This is a genomic window from Neptunicella plasticusilytica (genome assembly GCF_047922965.1).
In the GTDB taxonomy this organism is placed as follows: domain Bacteria; phylum Pseudomonadota; class Gammaproteobacteria; order Enterobacterales; family Alteromonadaceae; genus Neptunicella; species Neptunicella plasticusilytica.
In genome coordinates, this window is sequence record NZ_CP150481.1 from 624966 (window position 1) to 649530 (window position 24565).

Genomic DNA, 24565 nt, shown 5'->3' on the forward strand with positions numbered 1-24565 from the left:
CGTTAACCTTTCAATAATGCTATCTGCTTGTTTATTTGCGCATTATTGAAGCAGAGTTCAAAAAGATAATCTACTCAATAAATGTTGTTTTGGTAACGCCTGAAAGCTATCCAGTTTATGTAATTTGGTATCGGCATGTCGATTCACAAAATCTCCCCGACAGGGATCAAACCGATAATCCTGCTGCCATTGGTCTATATTGGCGGCTATCTGCTTGATTGCATCTACAATGTTATGCGCTTCCTGGTCGGTACTGGTGGGGTGCAGTGAGACCCTGACCCAACCGGGTTTGTCGGTTAAATCACCATTGTCGATTTTATTGGTAATATTTTGGGATTTGGATTCACTGACATTAAGTAAAATGTGCCCGTAGGTGCCTGCACAGGAACAACCGCCTCGCGTCTGGATGCCGAATTTGTCATTCAGCAAGCGCACGATCAAATTGTAATGCACGTCGGGAATGTAGAAAGATACGATGCACAGTCGTTGGCGAATATCCGGCTCCAGCATAACGACGTTAGGGATATCATCCAGCCCGTCCATTAATATATCCACCAGTTGCTGTTCCCGCTTGGCAATATTACCTGTGCCAATTTCCTGTTTAAGCTTGATTGCCAGAGCGGCCTTGATGGTTTGTAAAAAGCCTGGTGTACCGCCATCTTCCCGTACTTCAATATCGTCAAAAAAGCCCTGTTTCCCCCACGGGTTGGTCCAACTGACGGTACCGCCGCCGGGCTGGTCAGGTATTTTATTGGTATAGAGTTTGCGGTTAAACAGCATTATGCCACTGCTGCCCGGCCCACCCAGGAATTTGTGCGGCGACAGGAAAATTGCATCCAGACGCGCATCCTCATCCTGAGGGTGCATATCAATGTCCACATAGGGCGCGGAACAGGCAAAATCCACAAAACAGATCCCATTATGTTGGTGCATGATTTTGGCTAATTGGTGGTAATCGGTCTTGATACCGGTGACATTACTGCAGGCAGTGAAAGAGCCTATTTTTAGTGGTCGGTCAGCATAATGTGCAAGCAATTGCTTAAGATGCTCGACATCCGGTAACCCGTGCTGATTGGGTTTTATCACTTCAACTGTGACTTCACAGGTGTTCCAGGTTGTCTGGTTGGAGTGATGTTCCATATGGGTAATAAATACTACCGGCTTTTCATGCTCAGCTATCTGGATCCGGTCTTGCCATTTCTCGGCAATCCTTAGGCCCAGGATGCGCTGCAACTTGTTGATCACCGTTGTCATACCCGAACCGCTGCTGATCAGTATGTCATCCTGATTGGCATTGACATGCTGCTTGATAATTTTCTGTGCATCGTGGTAGGCGGTGGTCATGGTGGTGCCGGTCAGATTGGTCTCGGTATGGGTATTGGCCACGTAGGGACCAAGATAGTCAGTAATAAACTGTTCAATAGGGCGATAAAGTTTGCCGCTGGCCGTCCAGTCAGCATAAATAATATCGCGTTTTTTGCCGTTGATCTGATGAGTCAGTTTTTGCCCGATGATATGTGGGCGGAAACGGGTAAACAGTTTTTCGGTTGACATAGCTGATAGCACATAGGTAGATAACTTATGCATTATTTTGAATTAATTTACTATGAAAGTAAAATTAAATGGAATTAAATTCCCATTTATTGGGATTTGTGTGTTTCATTGTTCCTTACAAGTGGGCTAATGGTAATTGTGTGGTGCTTTTAATGGTTTCCATCACAAAACTGGCACTCACGTCGTGCAAATCGGCTTCAATCAGGCGTTTATATAACTGATCATAACCGCGCATGTCGGGTACTACAGCATGGAGCAAATAATCCAGTTCTCCACTCATGCGGTACACACCGATGATTTCAGCAATATCAGTAACGATGGAACAAAATTTCTCATACCATTCACTATTGTGTTGGTTGGTTTTAATCGAAATAAACACCGACAAACCCAGGTTCAGTTTGTCTTTATTGAGCAAGGTGACGCTGCCCAACACGATACCGTCTTCTTCCAGTTTCTGTATCCGTCGCCAGCAGGCGGTTTTGGACAAGCCGACATTGTCTGCGACTTCCGCTACTGACAAGCGAGCATCGGTTTGAAGGGTTTGGAGTATTTGCTTATCGATATTGTCCATGCTGTTCCGATGTTAAGTGAAGGGGTAAATGAATATATCAGAGATCATCAAAATCAACAGCCCCGGGGGCAGTTCGGCGCCCGTTTTTTCTTTTAAAACAAAAGTCTATGCAATAAAAAACGCTTTGTAGTACAATCTTTGTCCAATTATGGCCTGATCTGATGTCTGTTGTAGCAGGAAAGTAGTAATGATGAAAAAAATACTAGCAATGATGTTGTTTTACATGGCGTCTTCCCATGCCGCGTTAATTGTTGATACCGGAACTCCCACCGATACTAATGGTGCTGATCTTTATCAGTATCAATATTTTGCTGCACAGTTCAATCTCGATCAAAGTGAAACTATATCTTCCATTCAGGGTTACTTTTCTAATCAGTGGGGAAGTGGTACGGGGACAATGGATATCGCTATAACAGCTGATGTAGCTGGTAAGCCGTCGACTAATTTATTTTTTTCCAGCATCAGTCTGGATGCGGGACAAGCACTAGACTGGTATGGATTGTCCAGCCTTGACTGGCTTTTGCAGGCGGGGACTTACTGGGTAACCTTTATTCCTACCTCTGTCGATTTTTATGGCTTGGTTCCAGGTAGCGCTCCGCTGCCGTTAGAACATTACCTATTGACGGATTTTAGCGGTAACTGGGGTCAATGGAGTAATTTTGCCGCCGGTATCAGGATTGAGTCTGGAGTGACTTCGGTACCTGAAAGCACTATGTTGATGTTGTTTATTTCCGGCCTATTGGGATTATCTGCGGTTCGTTCCCGTGCATCACGTAGTGCATAACTAGCTGCGTAACGGATAGTCAGTATGTGGTTGACTAAACTGCATTGGCGCATACTGGCTTTACTGTTTCTGATGTTGGGCCTGATAGGCATTCCGTTACCAGGACTGCCCACCGTTCCCTTTATCCTGTTATCAGCCTGGGCCGGCAGTAAAGGTTGGCCTGCTTTAGAAAACTGGTTGCTGAATCACCCTATCTTTGGAGAGTCCATCAAACAATGGCGTAGATATGGTGCTATTCCTATCAAAGCCAAAATCCTGTCTTCACTTATGATGTTGCTCAGCGCAATTATTTTTTGGCTGACCGAGTATCGTCTTTATTTCAAAATAGGTCTTAGTCTAATGTTTGTCGCAGTCGCGATATGGATTTGGCGAAGGCCTGATAGTACGGATACAAACGAATCCTGATAAGTGATCGCTGCATCTATTATTGATGAGTAGTGATAACAATAAAAGGTAGAATCAAAGAAGGGAATATTGGTGCAGATGGGGAGACTTGAACTCCCACGACCGTTAGGCCACTAGCACCTGAAGCTAGCGTGTCTACCAATTCCACCACATCTGCAAGAGGCCGCGATTCTATACTGGTTAAATCGAATTGAAAAGTCCTGAGCGAAAAAAGTTGTAATAAAATCGAATATTGCAGGATTCTTGGCCACTTGGCTTGTAATTGATGCTATACGCCCCAAGCTATTGAAACAAATAAACAACCAGAAAATGTAATTTATGCAAAATAATGTAGTCGATATTAATTTGGATAATTTCCAGCAAGTAATGCTGGAAGATTCGCAACACAAACTGATCGCGGTTGAGTTCTGGCAAGCCGGTGTAGAGCAATGCGAGCAGATGGCGCCGATTTTGGCCAAACTGGCCGGTGAACATAATCAGGACTTGATCCTCGCTCGAGTTAATTGCGAACAACAGCCAGAAGTTGTCCAGCAATTCGGCGTACGCAGTTTACCCACTGTGATGCTGGTTAAAAATGGCCAACCTATAGATGGAGCTGTAGGTCCACAGACTGACGCGACGCTTAGAGAACTGCTGGAAAAGCATTTACCTAAACCGGAAGAAGCCTTATTTGCGCAGGCGAACGAAATTATGCTTACCGGTGATTTGGATCGCGCTGCGTTGCTTGCCAAACAGGCATATGACTTAAATAGTGACCGCGCCGATATCAAATATTTACTGGCCGATATTTACGTGCAGCAGGGGCATATCGCACAGGCAAAAAGTTTATTGGAAACCATCGGCCTGGTAGATCAAGATCACAATTACCAGCGCCTGCTAGGCTCCATTGAACTGGCTGAGCGGGCGGCAGATACGCCCGAAATCCAGGCATTGCAACAGGAACTGGCTGGCAATCCTGATGACAATGAACTTAAGGTCAAACTGGCGGTGCAGTTACAGCAGGCCAAGCGCAATGACGAGGCGTTGGAGTTATTGTTTCAGGTGTTGAAAAAAGATTTGAATTTTGGTGATGCCAAAAAATTTGCGCTGGATACCATCAATGCGTTGCCAGCAGGGGATCCGTTGGCCAGTCAGTATCGCCGAAAAATATACGCCTTGTTATATTAACCTGACGTCGTTACCAGCATCACAAAGCGCAACTGTTGGTTGAACTATGTGATGCTGGCTTGTCTGTTTATTCAACGCGCGTAATAACCACCCGGGCAACCATATTGTCAAAGCGCTGGGCCTGACCTAGTGCTGAGCTTGCGAGACCATCGTCCATCGAAACAACACCCTGGTGCATTAATACCATATCACGGCTATCGTCCCGCATTGAGTTAAACCCTTCGCCTGTTCCGCCTGCAGCGGGACCGGGAACGGTATCTGCGGATTCGGTATTGGCTTCGGTGCCAGCGTCATAAGCAAAAGTATAAAAGCCTTGACTGTCCCCCACACTAAGCGAGCTTAGATCGATAGCATTCAGACCGGTAAAAGCATCATTGGTATTACCCAACATGGATGCGACAGACAACTTTGTCGCATCACTGTCGGTGGTACTAACCATCAGCGTGGCATTTTCTCCTGGCATAATGGGCCCCTCTCCTGAGGTTGACGCCAGAACATAGCTTTGTGCCAATAAATCTGTGTTATCGCCGCTTTCAGCGACTTTTTCCAATGCTTCCGAAGCGGGCTGACCTATTTGCCATAATTGCTCATCTTTGTGCAATATAATCGAGACCGGCGATAACAATTGCCCTTCGGTCAAATTGGCAATACTCACCTCATAACTGACTTCAACCGGTGCTGGAGGATCGGGTGTCATCACCACGTCATCGTCATCATCACTACAGGCGGTCAACAGGACTAAGCAGGTCGAGGCGAAAATGAGATAGATTCTGCTCAATAAGATTTTCATATCATCCTCCTAGTTTACTGTCACTGTCACTTTCGCTACCGGGTTTAACCAGCGATGCAGTGTGTTATCCAGGTCACTGCTGCCACCCGCTGGATCATCGTCGCCAATGCTGCCGCGATGGACGTGAACAGAGGTATTGGTTTCAACCGATGTGACACCTGAGCCACCAGTACCTACTTCGGCATCAAAAAAAGGTAAGGTCGGTAAACCGGGAGTACCGGGTGCTCCGCCCCCGCGAATTTCGTCATTGGCTTCGGTTCCGGCGTCATAACTGTTCAGATAAAATTCGTAGGTACCTGCTTCTGTTGGTATTTGCCACGCATCCAGTCCTACAAATGCATCATTACTAGGTACCATCATACCGACGATAGAGAGTGACTGATTGCCATCGCTGGTGGTTAACATAGTGCTGACCATGTCACCCGGATGCATAGGTCCTTCAGCGGGATTGGCACTGTTATCGGCTCCCAGCCCCTGTGTCATGGTGATTAGGCCAGACAAATCGCCACCTTCGGCCATTGCCTGAATTTCAAGGCTCGCCTCTTCACCCAGAGTATATAAATGTTGATCACTGCTATGGGCACTAATTAATAACGGCGCAAAATACATTCCATGAGAAATGTTCTGTACGGTGATTTCCAGCTCAGCAGCTTGGCTGACGGTACTTCCTATGGCCAATCCGAGTGCTATGAAGGTTGATTGTAATTTCATGTTTTTCTCCAGTTCATGTTGTTGAAAACTGAATATGGAGAATAAATATCGCAAAAGTGTCACAGAGCTATAACGTTTTGAGCAAATTGCGCCGGTTGAATATAAATCCCGGTTTATTCGGTCTAGATTGCTTATATACCCAATACAACTTCAAGTTGTGTCTTTCAGCAGGAATGTGGAATCACTTGGATAAGGGAGTTTGAATAATAATGCTCGATCGTGTGCTTATCGTGGAAGATGATGCCGATATTGCCAGTCTGATCCGGGTGAATCTTCAGGAACTGGGGATCCATACCGAGCATTTTGACGACGGCAAGCAGGCCTACCAGATAGCAGTGCAGCAAGATTGGGACTTGCTGCTATTGGACATTATGTTACCGGGTATGAGTGGTCTGGATATTTGTCGACAAGTTAGACAATTAAAGCCGCAGCAGGCCATTCTAATGCTAACCGCCAAAAATTCAGAGACAGATCGAGTCCTGGGACTGGAGCTGGGGGCCGATGATTATATGACCAAGCCGTTTAGTGTGCGTGAATTGCAGGCTCGAGTGCGTTCCCAACTGCGGCGTGCCAAGTTGTTGCAAAGTCTTAGCCAGGATATGCCAACAGAAAATCAGCATCAGATTGTCATCGGCTCACTGGTGATTGACCCGTTAAAACATCAGGTTTTTATTCAGCAGCATCAACTGGAACTAACAGTGACCGAGTTTGATTTATTGCAATATCTGGCTCGTCATCCCAACCAGGTATTTAATCGCGCACAACTGTTGGAAGCCGTTTGGGGATACCATCATAGCGGCTATGAACACACGGTTAACTCTCATATCAATCGTTTAAGGGCTAAAATCGAGCATGAAGTGACAGCGCCCAAAATAGTCCAGACGGTGTGGGGGATAGGATACAAACTTAACCCGGCCGGATTGCTGTAAGGGGAGCGTGACGGATGAAGCTTTCCTTATACCAACGTTTGGCTATCAGCTTGGTGCTGGTGTTTTTATTATTATTATCCATGTTGTTATGGGGCAGTGAATATTTACATCGCAATACCCGGCTGGCGGCAGAACAACGTTTACACCTGGGACTCGCCGATCATCTGGTGCATGATAATCCGCTGTTAGCGGAAGGCAGCTATGATCATGACGCGCTGGAGAACCTGTTTCATACTTTGATGTTACTCGGCCCCAGTTTTGAATTTTACTATCTGGATCCGCAGGGCAATATCCTGACTTATTCTGCCGATCCGGGATTGGTTAAACGTCAGCAGGTTGATTTGACGCCGATAAAACAGCTGTTGAATGCTCAACAGGATTTACCCGTGTTGGGTGACGATCCGCGTAATCTGACCAAACACAAAATCTTTTCCGTAGCACCGGTGATGCGAAATGAAAAATTACAGGGCTATTTGTATATGATCATCGGTGGCCAGGTTTATGATTCTATCCTGGCCGGGATAAAAGCCAATCGAACCAGCCAGGACTTTGCACTAATTGGTTTGGGAACCATGCTGTTTTTGTTATTTTGCTTGCTTGCGCTGTTCCGGTTTTTTACTGCCCCCTTGCGCCGTCTGACCAAAGATATCAAATCTGTTCAACAAACCGCCTTTAATATAGAGCCGCAACAACTGCAACACTGGAATGAAGTATCAAACAACGAAATCCAGCAGTTGGGTAGCGCTTTTGCGACCATGCTAACCCGCATCCAGCAACAGTTTAACCAACTACAGCAAATCGATAATCAGCGCCGTACCTTGCTGGCTGATTTATCCCACGACTTACGCACGCCGCTGGCAAGTCTGCAAGGCTATATAGAAACGCTGGCAATCAACGCCAATAGCTTATCGCAGCAGGAACGTCAGCGTTTTATCGACATTTCGTTGAAAAATGCCCGGAACCTCAAGCATCTTATCGATCAAATTTTTGAACTGGCTTATCTGGAAGGCGGGCAAGTTACTCTCAATCAGGAATCCTTCCCCTTGGGCGAATTATTACATGATGTGGTAGCCAAGTTTGCGCTAAAAGCCCAGGCTAAACAGATCCAGCTGCAGGTTAGTCCTACCCAGTTTGACTACCAGGTGTTTGCCGATATCGGCAAGCTGGAGCGAGTATTGACCAATTTACTGGATAACGCCATCCGCCATACCCCGACAAATGGCCAGATCGAAATCGAGGTATCGGCGCAATCGACCAATAAATTGCGGATAGATTTACGTGACAGTGGGGTGGGGATTAGTGAGTCTGAACTGGCGTTTATTTTTGACGCCCGTTATCAAGCCTCAACCAGTACAACCGACAAAAGTCTGCATGCTGGCCTGGGGCTGGCGATTAGTCGCAAGCTAATGATGTTGCTGGATTCCGACCTTAAAGTAGAAAGTGAGTTAGGCCGTGGCACCTGTTTTAGTTTTGAACTAAAACGTGCCTAGCCGGCAACTTATTCGATAAAATGGGTGCCCCAGCCGTCGTAATGGACTTTATGTTTGGCTGCGATAGCCAGCAGTATATCGGTATCTTTGTTGATCTGCTCAACGTCCAGTTTACGCTCTACTGTGGCATCAAAACATAAAATCGTGCCGCCATCATCCAGGGTTAATTCTTCTGCGTCACCTACTTCAAAGCCCGCTTTAAAAGCATCGACAGCGGCTTTTTCAAGGCGATCGAAATTATCACAAGCAAAGTGGTATTCGATGTTGTAGGTAGCGTCAGGGTTACTGCCATCTTCCAGCAGCGCCTCTACTGTTTCCAGATTAAATGCATACCATTCTTGTTGCTCTGTGCTCATGTTACCATCCTGTGCTAAGTCGAATTTAACCGGCATTGTCGATCTCAGCGACTTCGGCATCCAGTTGTTTAATTTTGCTGTCCATCTGCTGATGGAAGTACTTGGCCCATTCTTTGGTGCTGCGGCTATCATCCAATTCAACAGGTTGTTGCATTTCAACAATCACAGTGCCGTTGTCCCAGCGGTTCCAGTTAACTTTGTTGTGCAAACTGCTGGCACAAATCATGACTACAGGTTCTTTAGTCAGTTGGGCTAATCGGAACGCACCGGTTTTAAAGGGTAACAATCCGCGACCATTACTGCGCGTTCCTTCGGGAAACATCCATACCGACAAGCGACGCTGGCGAATTTTTTTTGCTGCAGCTTCCAGTGTGCCGTGCGCCTTGCTGATGTTTTGCCTATCAATCAGAATGTTGCCGGATAGCCAGTAAACCCAGCCAAAAATCGGGATCCATTTGAGACTCTTCTTACCTATAGTTACTGTCCCTGGCCTGGCCGCCCCGCATACCGAAAAAATATCGAATGTATTCTGGTGGTTGCCGATAAATACGTAAGGACCATTTTGGTCAATCGAAGCTGGCATTCTGAATACCAGCTTTACACCCATAAAACGGGATATTGTGCTGTAAATCTTGCCAGCCAAGCTCACGTTGTTACGATGAAACGGTCTGCATAGGCAAACCAGTATCAGGAAAAGGTTGATCAGTATAAAATAGACGCCAACAAAGGGTATGCGAATCAGGGCAATCAAAATAAAACTCTTAGGTATAAAAACGCGTTTAATTATACTGATTTTTTCATTTTATGCATGTCTGATCAGTTAAAACATGCATTACTCCGCTCCTTGTTTCAGGAAGTAGAGATTCAGATTTATGACTAACGGATAATAATGTTCATGCAAATTTTTAGACACGATGAGCTGGATGAAGATGTACTGGAAGAACTACTGGAAGAAATTAACGAGCTATATGAGGCCAGTGAGCAAACCCTGATTGAGCTGGAACTCAAGCCGACGGATAACGAGCTGCAAAGGGCGTTGTTTCGTTCGGTTCATACTATTAAAGGCGATCTGGGTTTAGTCAATTTTTCGCCTATGTTACCCCTACTCCAACGCGTAGAAGATTTGCTCGATTTTTTGCGCAAAGGCCAAATCAGATATACCGGCACGATGAGCGATCTGGTGTTATTGACCATGGACAGGGTGAAAATATTTGTGCAGAGCTGTATTCAGAATGGCCAAGCCAGCTATGATGAAAATTTGCATCAGTTGCTCAGTACCCAGATTGGTCGAATTACCCCGGATAATCCCCAACAGCACGAAACTTTGCTGGCCGAATCGGTGTTATTGCTCGATCCGTCGCTTGACGTGAGTCCCGAGAATCAGGAGCAAGTCATTGCTGCCGACAAAGAATCAAATGTGATTGATGATTTAGGGATTAGTCGTGGTTTTGATTCGGAACAGGAAGCGGATATTTTATTTTTTCGCAAGTTGATGGATCCGGTTGAACAGCGCTCCCAGTATTGGCAAGGGCGCTGTGACAGGATTGCCAAGCTGGCGCTGTTCCTCAATACCCAAGCCGGCAAGGTGGTGGATGAGAAACAACTGGCGGTTGCCTGTTATGTGCATGATTTTGGCATGGCATTTATGCCACTTGCGCTGTTGCATAAAACCGACCCGCTGGATCAGAATGAGTTTAATCTGTTGCGTTCCCATGTTTTCAAAAGTGCTAAATTGCTGGAACACTTGGATCACTGGAACGAGGCACGCAAAATAGTGATTCAGCATCATGAGAGAATGGACGGTACAGGTTATCCCATGGGACTTAAAGGCAGTGAGATATGTGAAGGGGCGAAATTGCTAGCCATAGTTGATACCTTCGATGCACTGACCCATACCCGCGCTTATGAAACTCATTTAACGCGTCCCAAGAAACGCGCTGTAATTGAAATAAACAGAGTGGCAGAAGGCCAGTTCTGCAAAAAGTGGATGAATATATTTAATAAATCCATGGCCAAATTGTTGATTAAATAAGCACCTAGTTGTTGATTGATAACTAAAACCGCTCAATTGACCATTGGGCGGCAAATATCATAATGACTAACGATGCTGCCGTCACGCCGTAGCGCTGATACCAGGTTTTACTGCGCAACATGATTAGGACAGGTATCACAATGGCAAGAATGGTTAACTGGCCTATTTCTACGCCGATATTAAAGGTTAATACGGCCAGCAATTTTTGATTGTCGGGTAAGCCCACTTCCGCCAATACTGAGGCAAAACCCATCCCGTGTAGCAGACCAAAGGCAAAGGTTAGCCAACCTAGTTTTAGTACGCCGGGTTTAATATTGTTGAGTGCCGCTAATAATACCGACACTGCGATCCCTAATTCTATCCATCGGCTGTTAAGGCTAATCCAGTCCATTGCCGTGGCGGTCAGGGTGATAGAATGGGCGAGGGTAAAGGTGGTAACAATCCAGGCGGTGTCTTTAATGATTTGGCTGATCTGATCGATTTCCACCCAACGTTTATTTTTGCGTTGTAGCGCACAGGTGAGTAACAGCGCCATTAAAAACAGAATGTGATCAGTACCAATCCAGATATGCAGGATGCCTTGATAAATGTATTCCATTGCACCGGATAACCATTGGTTGTTACCCAGATCAAAATCGACTTGCTGTTGTCGCGATGAAATAACCCGGCTTATCCGGGTGTGTGGTGCACTGATATTGAGTAATAGTTTGTGATCAGCATCTTCGGCGAAGATGGCGGTATAATTGATACTAAAACCGCCGCTTGCGGCACAGTGCGCTTGCAGGGGAACCAGTAGATATCCCTCATTAAAATGTTGGCTAATCTGGATAGCAGCAGAAAATTGCACGGTGCAGGCTTTTGTACCGCGCAGCAATTGCAGATTTTGGTTCAGATAACTTTCGATTTGAACCTGACGCTGGAGCACCTCGTTCCAGACAAGTTGACCATTGCTATCCAAATCCAGACCTATCGCCTGTTCAAGGTCAAATAGTCGAACTTGCAAGTCGCCGTTGAAATTACCCTGTTTATCCATATTGGCAGTCATATAAGCTGTGCTCATCTGGTGGGCTGCTAAGTGAAAACTGCTAAACAGCATCAGGATGCCGAGTATGATTCGCTGCATAATTATTATTCCACTGTATGATAAGTTTCGGGCAATCGGGCGCGCTCCAGCAGTTTTTTGTCTGCTACCAGCTTGGCATCTCGCCAGTTCATTTTTGCCCAGTACTGGGCTTTTTGCGGGTTAGGTGTGACATCCATATAAAAGCGCGCCAGATCCGCCGCGTGACTTTCATCTTGGCGAAGTTCACGTAGCGTAACCCGACGCGAAAACCGGGAGGACCATGTTGTATCTTGTCCTGAGGACTCACGTTTTTCTGCTATGGCAAGCCGCAGCAGCAGCGCATCATCCATAAAACTATTTTTTTGTACCACTTTGCCGAGTTGTTCCAGTACCTGCCGGTGATGATTCAGCGATAGCTGGACATCCGCCCACTGCACTAAATAGCTTAAGGGCAGTTTCTGCAAATCTTGGTTGTCCAGCAGAACGGCCGCTTCAGCGAGTTTGTTCAGCCTGACCGCCATATCGGCGAGTATCTGGGTAACCCACAACTGGGTTGATAAATCGTCAAAATTGGTTTGTTGCTTAATAGCAAGTAGTTGCTGATAGCTGCTGAGTAATTTGTCCTGATAGCTGCTTGCTTCCAGCGCGCAGGTGGAAACGGTCAACATGTCGGCTTTACCGAGTAGCTGCAGACAAGCCTGTTTAGCTTGTTGTGGCTGGTTGGAGACCAAATGAATATTGGCCTTGAGCAACCAACTGTTAATATTGGTTGGATCATCATTGAGGATCCGCTGCAGAGCTTGTTGGGCCTGCTCAAAATGATGTTGGTGCTGAAGCACCCGTGCCCACAGATACCAGGCTTGCGGATTAAATTGGGTTTGTTCGATAAAAGGTTTGAGCAATGCTTTGGCGCGCCCGTAGCTTTGGCTGGATTGACCGGGATATTGTCCTTGGTCAATAAGTTGAGCGATGTAAGCCAAATCGGTGGTTTGTTTTATACCTTTATCCGCCACTGGCCAGCTTGCCACCAGTTCGTCGCCGTTTTGCGGAATATAACTTTGGGCTTGTACCCATTTAAGTGGCAACACCATGGCAAGCATGAGCGTCAATAACTTTAATCTTCGGTTTTTCATTGCTCTCTCCTTGGATGGCCATCCCTGGCCGAGGATTGCTCGTTGGATTATTCAGCTAACAAATCGTCGTAAGCACCGGGATCTTCCACATCCTGACTAAATTCACGACCATTAACCGGCAATGGTGTATCACTGGCTTGCTGGTTAAACGCCTGTCGGCTGTATGTTGATACCATCACCTGTTGTGCTTCGATGCTGATGTTAACCGTGGCGTTGACTGCGTTGTTTTTGCCATCACTGACGCTATAGGTAAAACTGTCAGAGCCGGTTTGTTGCGCGGCAGGGGTATAGGTAAACGAACCGTCAGTTGCCAAATCCAACATACCGTTCATTGGTTCAGTCACCACCATATAGGTTAAACTGTCACCATCGGGATCGGTTGCCTGCAAGTTATCCATTATGGGGGTATCGGCTTCGGTGATCAGATCAACCGATACCGCAGTCGGTGGCATATTGCTCTGCATGGGAGGTTTGTCGTCGTCCGAATCATTACAGCCGGTTAGCATGGCTGAACTCATCAATGCGAGCAGCGAAATTCTATAAAAATAAGATTTCATCATGTTGCTCCTTAGTTTGAACCTGAAACAGGCGTCGCAAGGTAAGGGAAACTGTTCATCATCATTGATGCATCTACCGGTGCACCATCAGTAAAAGGCACCGTACCTACACTGGCATCTTCTGGTGTACACAATCCCAGATCGGTATCTTCACCATTAACGGGAATCGGATAACATAAACGCCCCATTACCACGCGTAGGGCAATATCCACTACATCATCTCCGGGGCGGCGACCATTAGGGAAGCCAGCCAGATCATCTCCAGCCACACCAAAGGCAGATTGCTGCTCGGCAGGTTTAGCTGCAATTGCGGTATTCAGCCTTAACATTTCCGAGGGGGTAACAGTGGCTTGTTGGTTGACACCAGGAAAGCCGGTTAAAAAGGCAGTAACCAAATCTGTGCGAGGAAAATTGGTTGGGGCCAGTGTTTCGATATCAGTGCCCAGAGTCTGGTTAACCGCATCTTTAAACAGAATATTCAGTAATTCCGGTAAACTTGGATGGGTGACATAATCGGCAAATTGACCGTCATTCGCCGGTTGTGACGTCGAGAACTTGTCTTTGTCTTTCAAACCAATAACCAGCTCATTTACGAGCGGATTACCTAAGCGTGATACCTGGGTCAACGCTCCCCCATTCACTTCGGGTTTGCTGAAGGTCGCATCAGGATTAAGGATTCTGGCTTGTGGCAAACTGGCAGTGGTCCATGTCCCTACCGTGCCATTGCCGGAACCGACAATACAAGACTTAGGTACTTCGACAGATAACGCCGTGACATTTTTGTTTTTCAGAGAGTCATTGTCTTCAGACTGGGTGATGCCGCCTGGGAAACCGTCGCCGTCTCCGGCACCACCAGCGCTATCGCCTTCAACGGGCACATAATTGACTAAATCAAAGGTTTTACCCAGGTTAACGACAAAAGGGTCTTTACGCTGACCGACAAAAACCCGTCCCATATGCTCGCATCCGGGCATCGAAAATTCGTAAATAAATTGGTGTGCATAACTGGCATAATCGCTGAAGGTTTTATCGCCGATATAATCCAGCGGTTTATGGAAGGTCATATCGCCGGAGGTACTATTGGACAGTTGTGTTGCTGTGCCGGTACGCTGCGGTCCTTCGACGACCGTCAAGGTATAGGACTCACTAAAATTGGCCGCGGATTGATCCATGGCGGATATTCCGCCGACATTTTTAAGCGGCACGGCGATGGACTTTTGTTCACCTTCGGCGCCCACCATCAAAGCTACCCCTTGATTATCGTTGGGCAGCATTTCCGAGAAGCGGAATTGGAAGGTCATATCTTCGATGGCATCGCCGTCATTGTCGATATGAATGCTATAAACCGCCGCCGGATCAAGGGCAAAATAATTGGGGCCACCGTAAGCATCTTGTAAGGGCAGGTAATTGGCAATCAGGGTGACGTAATCTTCGCGCCCTTGTTCGTAACTGTTAAAGGCATAGAAGTCGGTGGAGTCAAGTGCTGCCATACGGCTGATATTTGGCGCTTCCCGGTGGCTGGAGGCAAAAGCACAAGTTGCGATTAAGCTACTGCCTAGCACAGTAGCGACTAGCGAGATCTGTTTAGTTTTCATGACATTTTCCTATTTAATTTAGATAAATGGTACGTGGTCACTAAGCCAAACGATTGAGGATGCAGATTGGATGCAAATTAATTTATTTAGATGTTCATCTACGCTGTTTTAGCTAGAGCCTGTTGATCTTTGCGGTATACTTTTGCAACGAATTGTGCGGCATTTATACAATGAAGTGCGATTGTGGTGTAGTTGCTCTACATGAATGAGTGCTGAAGCCGTAGAAAGGCCGCACAAACGTTGCCCAAAGGGTTCGTCCTAAACGCTTTTTACTCTTTGTTGCTTATTCTTGACTTAATCCATTAGGCCTGCAAATAAGCGCCGCGATTAAAAAGCGTTTAGTTAGAACAAAATTTATACCGCAAAGATCAACAGGCTCTAATTAGTCCGAGATTACGTTAAGCTATGTCGTATGTTTTACTGATTAACAACGACACAAGAATTACTATTTTTACGGGATCAATAGATGCGCGTTTTTGCCAAACTTTTACCACGCCTAATTTACCTGCTGGTTGGAATGAGCACATTTACGCTTGCTCAGCAGACTGACATAAAATCACTTAGCGACCAGATTGATGTTGCTGCGAAGCAGCTGGAAGCTGATAGTAAAATGTCGGCAGACAAGCAGCAGCAGGCTAGTGAACAGCTGGAGCGTGCCCAACAGCTGCTTGATGAGACAGAGCAAACAACGCGTTTGGTTGATAGTTATGAACAACTGGTCGCAGAAGCGAATAGCCGGTTAGCCGAGCTGAACACACGTACCAAACAGTTGGCGAATGAAAATGTTGCAGCGATAAAAAACGGTTCCGCAGACAAGCTTTCCAACGAGTTAGTGGTGATGGTGGCAGAACAGAATGCGTTGTTGTCGGAATTGTCGACATTGCAGAAGGAACAGACAGTATTAAACTCGCGCTCCAACGCGATTGGAGAAGAACTCGTTTCTGCCAGAGACACCCTGGATACACTGCAGCACTCCTTAGCCGAAACCAAACCGCAGCATGAGTTGTCGGAGCTGGCCAACTATCTGGAGCAACAGGCTAAAATATTCAAGCTTCAATCAACCATTAACAATTTTGAAAGGGAAGTGGTAACCATTCCAGCCCGAAAGTCACTCGTTGCTGCCAAGTTAGCTTTGTTGCGCGAACAGGTTCGATTAGGTGAAAAACGCATAGCCGCTGTGCGGGATTATCTGAATCAGAGTCGAATGGGAGAAGCGACACAAGCTGTCGAATCTTCCCGCCATGCGCTCGATTCCACCGGTAACAACAGTGCGCTTGCGGTAATGGGCAAGGAAAACCTGCAATTAGCCAAAAGTTTGAAAGAACTGATTGGCCAGGAACCAAAAAAAGACGACAACAGTGCGCGACTGAGAGCACAAATTGTTGATTTACAACAATCAGCCGAAACCGTTGAGCGGGTTTTGGCCACGGGCAGTTTAACCGATGAACTGGGAGTTTTGTTACGTCAGTTGCAGGCCGGGCTGCCCCGTCAGGCTCCGTTGGAAAAGCGTCTTGAACAGATTAAAGAATCATCGGTTCGACAACAACTTAATTTGATTTTATGGCAAGAGCGGTTGCGCAATTTATCTGATCCGGAGACAGCTGCGTCACGTTTGCTAGCGCAACATGCGCCGAATAATAATGCCAGCGAGCAGGATATGGATGCCGCCAAAAAGCTGATAGAAGCCAGGAGTGAATTGCTGCAACAGTTAATCGACGCCTCGATTGCCAGTGCCGATAGACTGGCAGAAGAAAAACGGGTTATCACCGAAGCAATAACTCGCACCGAAGAGCTCACCTCCCTGCTTGACCGACGCCTGGTATGGCTGCCTTCCAATGCTGGCTTGGCCGACAACGTTTGGCATAACCTGGCTGTTAGCGCAAAATGGGTATTGGCGCCGTCTGCCTGGCTACAAGCTGTAGAAGATTTATGGAGTGGCGTTAAAAAATCCCCCTTTCTGACAATTATATTTTTATTACTACCCGCCCTGATCTTTGCTGCCAGACCCGCAGTTAAACGCTCCCTTGCCGGGTTATTATCAAGAGTAGGTAAGGTCGGAAAGGATACCTACTGGGCTACGCCAATGGCTTTGGCAGAAACCTTGCTGTTGGCGTTACCTTTGCCTATTTTAATCGGCACTATGGCTGGCCTTTTGTCGACAGGCTCGCAACCGGGTAGCTTTTCCAGTGCGCTTGCCACCGCACTGGGCGCGGTATCATCTTTATCGCTTGTTTTGCTGTTCTTCCGCTCAATGTGTCGCAACAACGGTATTTTCGTTGGTCATTTTGGCTGGAGTGATAAAGCCCGTGCAAAGCTACGTGGTATCTTGTTCTGGTTTGTCTGGCTACAAAGCATTGCGACCTTTGTTTTTGCGCTGGCGATGGCCGGTGACGCGATTGAATTACGCTACGGTTTGGCGGGTTTGGCATTTATTGCCGGCTCGGTGGGGATTTCATTATTTTGTTACGCATTCTTTAAACCTAAAGGCGGGGTAGCATCTAGTATTGTTGGCGACACACCGGCAACCTTGCTAACTCTTATGGCTTTTCCGGTACTGGTCGCATCACCGCTACTGATTGGCTTGTTACCGCTATTCGGCTTTTTCGATACTGCTGTGGCATTGCAGTCAAAACTATTCCTGTCTGGTGTGGTGCTGATTTTTACCGCAATCTTGTACGGGATACTGATGCGAATATTTTTAGTTGCCTATCGCCGTTTTTCATTACGGCGCCAAAAAGCGCGCCGGGCCGAGCAAGAGTTACAGCGCAGTAAAAAACAGGAAGCCGATGCCAGCGGGGAAGCTTTGCCTATGCCTAAAACGGACAGAGAATCCGATCCAGAACAGGTAGACAGACAAACCCGTTCTATTCTGACCGGCTTTTCCGCGGTCATCTTTCTGGTCAGTTTATGGTTTATCTGGAAACCCTTATTGCCCGCACTGGGAATTGTCGACGACATTGTACTGTGGCAACGGGTGCAGATAGTGGATGGGGTAGAAATTTCCTCAGGGGTGACCTTGTGGAATATTATTCTGGCGTTGTTGTTGATGTTCGGTGGTTTTGTTGCGGCGAGGAATATGCGCGGTATTCTCGAAGTCGGTTTTTTTGAGCGCTTTAATCTTGATCCTGGAGCCCGGTATGCGGCCGTGACAATCATGGGGTATGTACTGGTCGGTTTGGGGATCGTTATCGGTTTAAGTCAACTTGGTATTGACTGGTCCAAATTGCAATGGATCGTTGCAGCGCTCGGGGTCGGGCTGGGTTTCGGTTTGCAAGAGATTGTCGCCAACTTTGTCTCCGGTCTGATCATTTTGTTTGAACGTCCGATCCGCGTTGGCGATACTGTAACCATTGGCAACTTAAGCGGTACGGTGAGTAATATCAAAATTCGCGCCACCACTGTGACTGATTTTGATAACCGCGAAGTGTTACTGCCAAACAAATCGATCATCACTGAAAACGTCACCAACTGGACACTGAATGATGCAGTGACCAGAATCGTACTAGCCATCGGTGTGGCTTATGGTTCCGATATCAGTCAGGTGCGTGATCTACTGATGAAGGTTATTGAGTCCCATGCCGATGTACTGAAATTACCTGCACCCAATGTGTTCTTTATGAATCATGGTGCCAGTTCGCTGGATTTTGAGGTGCGGGTGTTTGTCTCCACGCCAGCCAAACGTTTACCTGTTACTCATGATATTAATAGCATGATTAACCAGACCTTGAAGGAACATAATATTAATATTCCTTTCCCACAGCGTGATTTACATATTATATCTAAGCCACCAATTGAAGATGAAAGTAAGGACAATGGTTAACTTCAAGCTAGCCGGGACCACTGCATAAAAAGAAGGAGAGGCACATGCCTCTCCTTTCATATTGAGTGATGGCTATATTGTAACCAGCTTGGTGCTGTAGAGTACCTGAGTTGGAGCTCCGGTAGGTGACCCATTCAGCGGTTCCAGACTGACCGCCAGAGCGGCAATATCCAGTTGATCAAAGAGTTTATGTTTGGGTAAGGACAGTTTGCCGTTTTGTGGCAGCAAGCCCAGGGATATAGGTGGGCGACCATCTTTTGCGACCATCCATAACTCGTAGTCGTTGTTGGGACGAGGTGTTATCTGTGAAGTGGCTTGCACCTCTATACTGTCCGGACTAATTTCAATCAGCCACAGTGTTTCGGCATTTTCAGACTGCATCACCGCGACTTGTTGCGCTTCGACTATGACACTGGGGGCATCAGCCCGCCATAATAGTACGGCTAGTATTATGGCCGCTGCACTGGCCAATGATGTTAAGCCCAGCCATAGACCGTTGCGTTTTGTGGGTAAACTCACGACTTCAGCTTGGGAGCTTCTGGTTTCAAGACCTAGTGTTGCCACAATCCTGGGCCATACATCGTCGGCGGGTTCAATCGGCTCTAAGCGGGTGCCTAATCCATTCAGGTGCTGTTCCCAAATCCAGGTCGTTTCGCGGATCCCGGAGAACTGCATAATCAGTTGCTGGAAGCGTTGTCTTGCTCTGCCGCGTAATGTCCCCAATACATATTCTGCGGCCAGCGCGTTACGTAAATTTTCAGCGTTATAATTCATATTGCAAGACACCTCTGTAAACTTTGCAAACCCCTACGGATCCAGCTTTTAATGGTGCCTAAGGGGGAATTCAGGTGTTTGACCACCTCATGGTGTGACAATCCGTTAAAATAAGCTAAATGAATTGCCTGTTTTTGCTGCTCCTCCAGCTCATCCATGCATTTTTCCAGTTGCTGATGCTCTACATCCGCCACCGCCAGAATATTGTCTGTTGTGCCGATGTGTTGTTCCTTCAGTTCTTCTTCTTTTCGCACTTTTTTATAGCGCATTAAATCCAGTGCCCGGTAGCGGACTATGCTGATCATCCAGGTTAAAACTGTTCCTTTGCCCTGCTGATAATCAGCGGCGTTGTGCCAAATTCGTACATAAGCTTCCTGTAATGCTTCTTCTGCCAGCTCTTTTTGCCCGAGCATTTTCAGCGCTACAGCATAAAGTTGTCCGCTGGTGGTCTGATAGATACGGGAAAACGCCTGTTTATTTCCCTGTGCCGTTGAACTCAACAGTTTTAGTAATTGTTCATGTTCCATTGATACTCTCTTTTTCTGGGTGATCACCGGTTGTTAATACTAGTACGATGAAAAACTCAAATTGGATGCATCACTGTAGCAGTAATTGTAGAAATGTTCAGATAGGCGGGGATTTATGTGTGAGTGTGGCAGTGAATAAGCTGGCGATTATGCCAGTGAGATAACGTCAGTAACGCACAAAGAGCGCCGATTAATGCCAGTGCCATATCACTTTGGGTATCCCACATATAACCTTGGGTGCCTAAAAACGCCTCGGCAGATTCACCGGTAGCGACAGCCACTTGCCATTCAATCAACTCGTACAGAGCACTGAAAGCCAGGCAAATTGATACAATAAACAGGTTGCGCCAGGCGTTGGAGGAGACCACTTGTTTGCGGATCAGAATTTCTCTGGCCAGAATTGCCGGGACAAATCCCTGAATAAAATACGCCAGCTTGTCGTAATTGTTACGTTCCAGATCCAGCCAGTGTTTTATATGTTCAAACAGGGGAACTTCAGCATAAGTATAGTGGCCGCCGACCATTAAAATAATGCAATGTAGTAACAACAGAATATAAAGTAAGGTGGTTAACGGAAAGGATTTTCGGGTTAGTACCAGTAGTACCAACCCAATCAGAGCGGGTACTACTTCAAGAAACCAAGTGAACAGATCTTTGGGGGCGATAGCTGACCAGACCAGCACACTGAAATAGGCAAGTAGCCAGAATAGTGAGCCTTTGGTCAGCATGTCTATGACTTTCCTTTATTCAATAACCGTTTCATCATTATCAGTTTGTGGTATTTCGTCCGTTAGGATGTATTCCACTTCAATACCATCCACCCGTTGCAAACCGCGGGGCAATTTATTGCCACGGCGTCCACGTTCGCCTTGATAATGACTAAGATCACTCTGGGTTAAACTCATGCCACGTTTACCAGCCAGTACTTTAATCGAGGCATTTTCGGGAACAACTGCCACGGCTTTGACATATTCCTCACGAGATTTGGCCTTGGCTGAAGGAATATTAATGATCTTGTTGCCTTTACCTTTACCCAGGCTAGGCAGGTCGCGCAGCGGGAACATTAACATCCGGCCTTCGGTGGTGATCGCCAGACACCAGTCAGTTTCAAGATTGTGCACTAATTGGGGGGCCATCACTTTGGCCGCACTAGGCAAGGACAAATAGGCCTTGCCGTTTTTATTTTTACTGACCATGTCGTCATATTGACCGACAAAACCGTAACCGGCATCGGAGACCATCAGATATTGCTGTTTTTCCTTGCCCATTAGAACGTGTTGGATGGTTTCGCCACCGACGATATTAAATCGGCCGGTCAAAGGCTCTCCCTGACTTCTGGCTGAAGGCAGGCCGTGAGCGTCACAGGAAAATGTGCGACCGGAAGAATCCAGGAAGACCACAGGCTGGTTACTGCGCCCCTTGGCATGGCACAAATAACTGTCACCGGCTTTGTAACTGAGTCCTTGCACATCTACGTCATGGCCTTTGGCGCAGCGCGCCCAGCCTTTTTGGGACAGGACGACAGTAACGCTCTCCGAAGGTACCAGTTGTTTTTCGGAAAGAGCTTTGGCTTCACCACGGGCAACAATAGGCGAGCGGCGATCATCACCATAAGTTTCGGCGTCTTGCAAAATTTCTTTTTTGATCAAGGTTTTCAAACGCTGATCCGAACCCAGTAGCAACTGCAACTTGTCTCGTTCGGCGGCAAGCTCTTCCTGTTCACCCTTGATTTTAAATTCTTCCAGTTTGGCCAAATGGCGTAATTTCAAATCGAGGATAGCTTCGGCCTGAATATCGGATAAACCAAAACGGGCGATTAATTCCGGCTTGGGTTTATCCTCGGTGCGGATAATGTGGATCACCTCGTCAATGTTCAGGAAGGCAATCATTAGACCTTCCAGAATATGCAGGCGAGCTAGCACTTTATCCAGACGATATTGCAACCGGCGTACCACGGTATCTTTACGGAATACCAGCCATTCGTTCAATATGACGCGCAAATCCTTGACTTGCGGACGGCCATCCAGGCCAATCATATTCAGATTAACCCGATAGTTTTTCTCCAAATCGGTGGTGGCAAACAAATGTTGCATTAACTGTTCAACATCAATCCGGTTGGAGCGTGGTGTAATAATTAACCGGGTCGGGTTTTCATGATCGGATTCATCGCGTAAATCGCTGACCATCGGCAATTTCTTGGCCTGCATCTGTCCGGCAATCTGCTCCAGGATGCGTGCTCCCGAGGCCTGATGTGGCAAAGCGGTAACAATAATATCGCCATTATCCTGGTGGTAGACTGCACGCATTTTAATGCTGCCGCGGCCGCTTTCATAAATTTTCTGGATATCGGCTTTAGGCGTTATGATTTCGGCATCGGTGGGATAATCCGGGCCTTGCACAAACTCCAGCAAATCGGTCAGTTCTGCCTTGCTATGATCCAGCAAATGAGCACAGGCATTGGCCAGTTCGCGCACATTGTGTGGCGGAATATCCGTTGCCATACCCACTGCAATACCAGTAATACCATTCAGTAAAATATGCGGTAAGCGAGCCGGCAGAATTTTCGGTTCATCCAGCGTACCGTCGAAATTAGGCACCCAGTCAACAGTGCCTAATCCGGCTTCGGATAATAAAACTTCGCTGAATTTGGATAAACGCGATTCGGTATAACGCATGGCGGCGAACGACTTGGGATCATCCGGTGCTCCCCAGTTACCTTGGCCATCAACCAGTGGATAACGATAGGAAAAGGGTTGAGCCATTAACACCATGGCTTCGTAACAGGCCGAATCACCGTGCGGATGGAATTTACCTAATACGTCACCCACAGTCCGGGCTGATTTTTTGTATTTGGCATTAGCATTCAGTCCCAGCTCTGACATCGCATAAATGATCCGCCGTTGCACCGGTTTTAAACCATCACCAATATGAGGTAGGGCTCTGTCCATGATGACGTACATGGAATAATTCAGGTAGGCATCTTCGGTAAAACGACTCAGAGGAAGCTGTTCTACTCCATCTGAACTGATAATAATGTCTTGGCTCATAAACTCGTCATAGTCTGCGGGTTAGCTGCGCTTCTAGAGACGGCGCAGCTCTAACCGGGTGTTATCGGATCGTTATTGTGGCTGGTAGGTTACCCTATATATCGCGTTAGCGAAATCATCAGATATCAGTATGCTGCCATCTTTTAGTTCCAGTAAAGCGACCGGACGCCCCCAGACTTTTTCTTCGGCTTGCAGCCAGCCACTGATCCAGGGCTGGTTATCGGTGACACGGTTTCCTTTGAGGCTGGCTACACTAACCTGATAACCGACTTTTTTGCTACGGTTCCAGGAGCCATGTTCGGCAATAAGTAATTTACCTTTTAAATCGGGAAACATCTCACCGCGATAAAAATGAATGCCTAAAGGGGCCGAATGGGCCTGAATCTTCAGTGCCGGTGGCTGATAATCACTTGCAGATTTGCCTTTACCAAATTCCGGATCGGCGATATCACCGCCATGAAAGTAGGGATAGCCAAAATGCTGGCCGGCTTCGGTTACATGATTAATCTCGCAGGGAGGAATATCATCGCCCATCATATCGCGCCCGTTATCGCTGAACCAGAAATCGCCACTCTGTGGGCGCCAGTCAAAACCAACCGAGTTACGTACTCCTCTGGCAACAGCCTGACGTTCACCTGTGGTCAGATTATATTTAAAAATCGCCGCGTAATTGTCATCCGGGTCACAGATATTGCATGGCGCACCTACCGGAACGTAAAGCTCGCCCTCCGGCCCGAAATCAATATATTTCCAGCCGTGATGGGATTCTGTAGGCAGGTCATCAATGATAACTTCAGGCTTACCCGGATTTTGCAGATGTTGCTCGATATCCGGGTATTTGAGAATTTGATGTACTTCCGCTACGTACAATGCGCCATCTTTAAAGGCGATGCCGGACGGCATTTTCAGGCCAGCGGCTATCTGAATAACTTTATCGGCCTTATTATCGCTGTCCGAGTCAATAACGGCGTTAACCACGCCAGCATCCCGACTGCCGACAAATAAGGTTCCCTTATCTCCCAGTGCCATCTGCCGCGCATTTTTTACGTTGTCGGCATAAACGCTGATCTTATAGCCTTTCGGCATGGTTAACTTGTCCAAAGGCAATGCCTGACTTTGGTAAGCTGTGAGGGTAAATATTACGCTCATCAGGGTTAAGCGGATTTGTTTCGGTAACATTGAATGATCCCCTTTGCTGGATTGCTTTCAACATAGCATTGCCAGCCCGCTATCAGCAATGCTTTAATACTGTCCATTCCT

Annotated in this window: 22 protein-coding genes and 1 tRNA gene; 7 read left to right on the forward strand and 16 right to left on the reverse strand. The window is 46.9% G+C overall.

Going from position 1 to position 24565, the window contains the following annotated elements; genetic code table 11:
* Positions 1-57 precede the first annotated feature (57 nt).
* Together V1467_RS02910 and V1467_RS02915 are read right to left on the reverse strand one after the other, a co-directional pair.
* Positions 58-1587 (reverse strand): aminotransferase class V-fold PLP-dependent enzyme, encoded by a 1530-nt coding sequence (locus tag V1467_RS02910; protein WP_416307304.1) that lies wholly within the window; start codon positions 1585-1587, stop codon positions 58-60.
* Between the two features lie 82 nt (positions 1588-1669).
* The gene (locus V1467_RS02915; RefSeq protein ID WP_416307305.1) at positions 1670-2125 is read right to left on the reverse strand and encodes an Lrp/AsnC family transcriptional regulator; all 456 of its coding nucleotides are present in this window, start codon (positions 2123-2125) and stop codon (positions 1670-1672) included.
* A 187-nt stretch (positions 2126-2312) separates the two neighbouring features.
* On the opposite strand from V1467_RS02915, the gene V1467_RS02920 reads away from it, so the two are divergent.
* Both V1467_RS02920 and V1467_RS02925 read left to right on the forward strand, forming a co-directional pair.
* Positions 2313-2909 carry a hypothetical protein gene (locus tag V1467_RS02920; RefSeq protein ID WP_416307306.1) on the forward strand — a complete coding sequence of 199 codons (597 nt, stop codon included), beginning with the start codon at positions 2313-2315 and terminating at the stop codon, positions 2907-2909.
* 24 nt (positions 2910-2933) lie between these two features.
* Positions 2934-3314, forward strand: coding sequence for a YbaN family protein (locus tag V1467_RS02925; protein ID WP_416307307.1), 381 nt, complete (start codon positions 2934-2936; stop codon positions 3312-3314).
* A 70-nt stretch (positions 3315-3384) separates the two neighbouring features.
* Here the strand turns inward: V1467_RS02925 and V1467_RS02930 are convergent.
* Positions 3385-3471: transfer RNA gene (locus V1467_RS02930), tRNA-Leu, on the reverse strand.
* 161 nt (positions 3472-3632) lie between these two features.
* Here V1467_RS02930 and V1467_RS02935 point away from each other — a divergent pair.
* Positions 3633-4481 (forward strand): tetratricopeptide repeat protein, encoded by an 849-nt coding sequence (locus V1467_RS02935; RefSeq protein ID WP_416307308.1) that lies wholly within the window; start codon positions 3633-3635, stop codon positions 4479-4481.
* 67 nt (positions 4482-4548) lie between these two features.
* Here the strand turns inward: V1467_RS02935 and V1467_RS02940 are convergent, their stop codons facing one another.
* Together V1467_RS02940 and V1467_RS02945 are read right to left on the reverse strand one after the other, a co-directional pair.
* Positions 4549-5271, reverse strand: a complete 723-nt coding sequence (locus V1467_RS02940; protein WP_416307309.1) for a spondin domain-containing protein — start codon at positions 5269-5271, stop codon at positions 4549-4551.
* Positions 5272-5280: 9 nt separating this feature from the next.
* Positions 5281-5982 carry a spondin domain-containing protein gene (locus V1467_RS02945; protein WP_416307310.1) on the reverse strand — a complete coding sequence of 234 codons (702 nt, stop codon included), beginning with the start codon at positions 5980-5982 and terminating at the stop codon, positions 5281-5283.
* Positions 5983-6191: 209 nt separating this feature from the next.
* Between V1467_RS02945 and V1467_RS02950 the strand changes: the two genes are divergently transcribed.
* Together V1467_RS02950 and V1467_RS02955 are read left to right on the forward strand one after the other, a co-directional pair.
* The gene (locus tag V1467_RS02950) at positions 6192-6911 is read left to right on the forward strand and encodes a response regulator (protein ID WP_416307311.1); all 720 of its coding nucleotides are present in this window, start codon (positions 6192-6194) and stop codon (positions 6909-6911) included.
* A gap of 14 nt (positions 6912-6925) precedes the next feature.
* On the forward strand, positions 6926-8401 hold the full coding sequence (locus V1467_RS02955) for a sensor histidine kinase (protein ID WP_416307312.1): 1476 nt from the start codon (positions 6926-6928) through the stop codon (positions 8399-8401).
* A gap of 8 nt (positions 8402-8409) precedes the next feature.
* On the opposite strand, the gene rraB is transcribed toward V1467_RS02955, so the two are convergent.
* Both rraB and V1467_RS02965 read right to left on the reverse strand, forming a co-directional pair.
* The gene (gene rraB / locus V1467_RS02960) at positions 8410-8757 is read right to left on the reverse strand and encodes a ribonuclease E inhibitor RraB (RefSeq protein ID WP_416307313.1); all 348 of its coding nucleotides are present in this window, start codon (positions 8755-8757) and stop codon (positions 8410-8412) included.
* A 25-nt stretch (positions 8758-8782) separates the two neighbouring features.
* The gene (locus tag V1467_RS02965) at positions 8783-9508 is read right to left on the reverse strand and encodes a 1-acylglycerol-3-phosphate O-acyltransferase (protein WP_416307314.1); all 726 of its coding nucleotides are present in this window, start codon (positions 9506-9508) and stop codon (positions 8783-8785) included.
* A 144-nt stretch (positions 9509-9652) separates the two neighbouring features.
* Between V1467_RS02965 and V1467_RS02970 the strand changes: the two genes are divergently transcribed.
* Positions 9653-10789 (forward strand): HD domain-containing phosphohydrolase, encoded by a 1137-nt coding sequence (locus V1467_RS02970; RefSeq protein WP_416307315.1) that lies wholly within the window; start codon positions 9653-9655, stop codon positions 10787-10789.
* Positions 10790-10811: 22 nt separating this feature from the next.
* On the opposite strand, the gene V1467_RS02975 is transcribed toward V1467_RS02970, so the two are convergent.
* The 4 genes from V1467_RS02975 to V1467_RS02990 are packed head-to-tail and all read right to left on the reverse strand — an operon-like array spanning position 10812 to position 15137.
* On the reverse strand, positions 10812-11912 hold the full coding sequence (locus V1467_RS02975) for a HupE/UreJ family protein (RefSeq protein WP_416307316.1): 1101 nt from the start codon (positions 11910-11912) through the stop codon (positions 10812-10814).
* Positions 11913-11917: 5 nt separating this feature from the next.
* Positions 11918-12985 (reverse strand): tetratricopeptide repeat protein, encoded by a 1068-nt coding sequence (locus V1467_RS02980; protein ID WP_416307317.1) that lies wholly within the window; start codon positions 12983-12985, stop codon positions 11918-11920.
* Between the two features lie 47 nt (positions 12986-13032).
* Positions 13033-13545, reverse strand: a complete 513-nt coding sequence (locus tag V1467_RS02985; protein WP_416307318.1) for an Ig-like domain-containing protein — start codon at positions 13543-13545, stop codon at positions 13033-13035.
* Between the two features lie 8 nt (positions 13546-13553).
* Positions 13554-15137, reverse strand: coding sequence for a DUF4331 domain-containing protein (locus V1467_RS02990; protein WP_416307319.1), 1584 nt, complete (start codon positions 15135-15137; stop codon positions 13554-13556).
* Positions 15138-15654: 517 nt separating this feature from the next.
* Here V1467_RS02990 and V1467_RS02995 point away from each other — a divergent pair.
* Complete coding sequence (locus tag V1467_RS02995) at positions 15655-18957, forward strand: mechanosensitive ion channel domain-containing protein (protein ID WP_416307320.1); 3303 nt, start codon at positions 15655-15657, stop codon at positions 18955-18957.
* A 72-nt stretch (positions 18958-19029) separates the two neighbouring features.
* On the opposite strand, the gene V1467_RS03000 is transcribed toward V1467_RS02995, so the two are convergent.
* The 5 genes from V1467_RS03000 to V1467_RS03020 form a co-directional block, all read right to left on the reverse strand.
* Positions 19030-19731: an anti-sigma factor domain-containing protein gene (locus V1467_RS03000; RefSeq protein WP_416307321.1), complete on the reverse strand. Its 702-nt coding sequence runs from the start codon at positions 19729-19731 to the stop codon at positions 19030-19032.
* On the reverse strand, positions 19728-20258 hold the full coding sequence (locus tag V1467_RS03005) for a sigma-70 family RNA polymerase sigma factor (protein WP_416307322.1): 531 nt from the start codon (positions 20256-20258) through the stop codon (positions 19728-19730). The genes V1467_RS03000 and V1467_RS03005 overlap by 4 nt, the downstream gene beginning before the upstream one ends.
* A 113-nt stretch (positions 20259-20371) precedes the next feature.
* Positions 20372-20986, reverse strand: a complete 615-nt coding sequence (locus V1467_RS03010) for a DUF2238 domain-containing protein (RefSeq protein ID WP_416307323.1) — start codon at positions 20984-20986, stop codon at positions 20372-20374.
* 15 nt (positions 20987-21001) lie between these two features.
* Positions 21002-23305 (reverse strand): DNA topoisomerase IV subunit A, encoded by a 2304-nt coding sequence (gene parC, locus V1467_RS03015; RefSeq protein ID WP_416307324.1) that lies wholly within the window; start codon positions 23303-23305, stop codon positions 21002-21004.
* A gap of 72 nt (positions 23306-23377) precedes the next feature.
* Complete coding sequence (locus V1467_RS03020) at positions 23378-24484, reverse strand: PQQ-dependent sugar dehydrogenase (protein ID WP_416307325.1); 1107 nt, start codon at positions 24482-24484, stop codon at positions 23378-23380.
* Positions 24485-24565 lie beyond the last annotated feature (81 nt).

What these genes read in the sequence shown, in the direction of transcription:
- V1467_RS02970 (WP_416307315.1), top strand. Translation starts at nt 9,653, where the DNA reads ATGCAAATTTTTAGACACGATGAGCTGGATGAAGATGTACTGGAAGAA.
- V1467_RS02955 (WP_416307312.1), top strand. Translation starts at nt 6,926, where the DNA reads ATGAAGCTTTCCTTATACCAACGTTTGGCTATCAGCTTGGTGCTGGTG.
- V1467_RS02975 (WP_416307316.1), bottom strand. Translation starts at nt 11,912, where the DNA reads ATGCAGCGAATCATACTCGGCATCCTGATGCTGTTTAGCAGTTTTCAC.
- V1467_RS02935 (WP_416307308.1), top strand. Translation starts at nt 3,633, where the DNA reads ATGCAAAATAATGTAGTCGATATTAATTTGGATAATTTCCAGCAAGTA.
- V1467_RS02980 (WP_416307317.1), bottom strand. Translation starts at nt 12,985, where the DNA reads ATGAAAAACCGAAGATTAAAGTTATTGACGCTCATGCTTGCCATGGTG.
- V1467_RS02945 (WP_416307310.1), bottom strand. Translation starts at nt 5,982, where the DNA reads ATGAAATTACAATCAACCTTCATAGCACTCGGATTGGCCATAGGAAGT.
- V1467_RS02950 (WP_416307311.1), top strand. Translation starts at nt 6,192, where the DNA reads ATGCTCGATCGTGTGCTTATCGTGGAAGATGATGCCGATATTGCCAGT.
- V1467_RS02995 (WP_416307320.1), top strand. Translation starts at nt 15,655, where the DNA reads ATGAGCACATTTACGCTTGCTCAGCAGACTGACATAAAATCACTTAGC.
- V1467_RS03000 (WP_416307321.1), bottom strand. Translation starts at nt 19,731, where the DNA reads ATGAATTATAACGCTGAAAATTTACGTAACGCGCTGGCCGCAGAATAT.
- V1467_RS02940 (WP_416307309.1), bottom strand. Translation starts at nt 5,271, where the DNA reads ATGAAAATCTTATTGAGCAGAATCTATCTCATTTTCGCCTCGACCTGC.
- V1467_RS02910 (WP_416307304.1), bottom strand. Translation starts at nt 1,587, where the DNA reads ATGCATAAGTTATCTACCTATGTGCTATCAGCTATGTCAACCGAAAAA.
- V1467_RS02925 (WP_416307307.1), top strand. Translation starts at nt 2,934, where the DNA reads ATGTGGTTGACTAAACTGCATTGGCGCATACTGGCTTTACTGTTTCTG.
- V1467_RS03005 (WP_416307322.1), bottom strand. Translation starts at nt 20,258, where the DNA reads ATGGAACATGAACAATTACTAAAACTGTTGAGTTCAACGGCACAGGGA.
- V1467_RS03010 (WP_416307323.1), bottom strand. Translation starts at nt 20,986, where the DNA reads ATGCTGACCAAAGGCTCACTATTCTGGCTACTTGCCTATTTCAGTGTG.
- parC (WP_416307324.1), bottom strand. Translation starts at nt 23,305, where the DNA reads ATGAGCCAAGACATTATTATCAGTTCAGATGGAGTAGAACAGCTTCCT.
- V1467_RS03020 (WP_416307325.1), bottom strand. Translation starts at nt 24,484, where the DNA reads ATGTTACCGAAACAAATCCGCTTAACCCTGATGAGCGTAATATTTACC.
- V1467_RS02990 (WP_416307319.1), bottom strand. Translation starts at nt 15,137, where the DNA reads ATGAAAACTAAACAGATCTCGCTAGTCGCTACTGTGCTAGGCAGTAGC.
- V1467_RS02920 (WP_416307306.1), top strand. Translation starts at nt 2,313, where the DNA reads ATGATGAAAAAAATACTAGCAATGATGTTGTTTTACATGGCGTCTTCC.
- V1467_RS02915 (WP_416307305.1), bottom strand. Translation starts at nt 2,125, where the DNA reads ATGGACAATATCGATAAGCAAATACTCCAAACCCTTCAAACCGATGCT.
- rraB (WP_416307313.1), bottom strand. Translation starts at nt 8,757, where the DNA reads ATGAGCACAGAGCAACAAGAATGGTATGCATTTAATCTGGAAACAGTA.
- V1467_RS02985 (WP_416307318.1), bottom strand. Translation starts at nt 13,545, where the DNA reads ATGATGAAATCTTATTTTTATAGAATTTCGCTGCTCGCATTGATGAGT.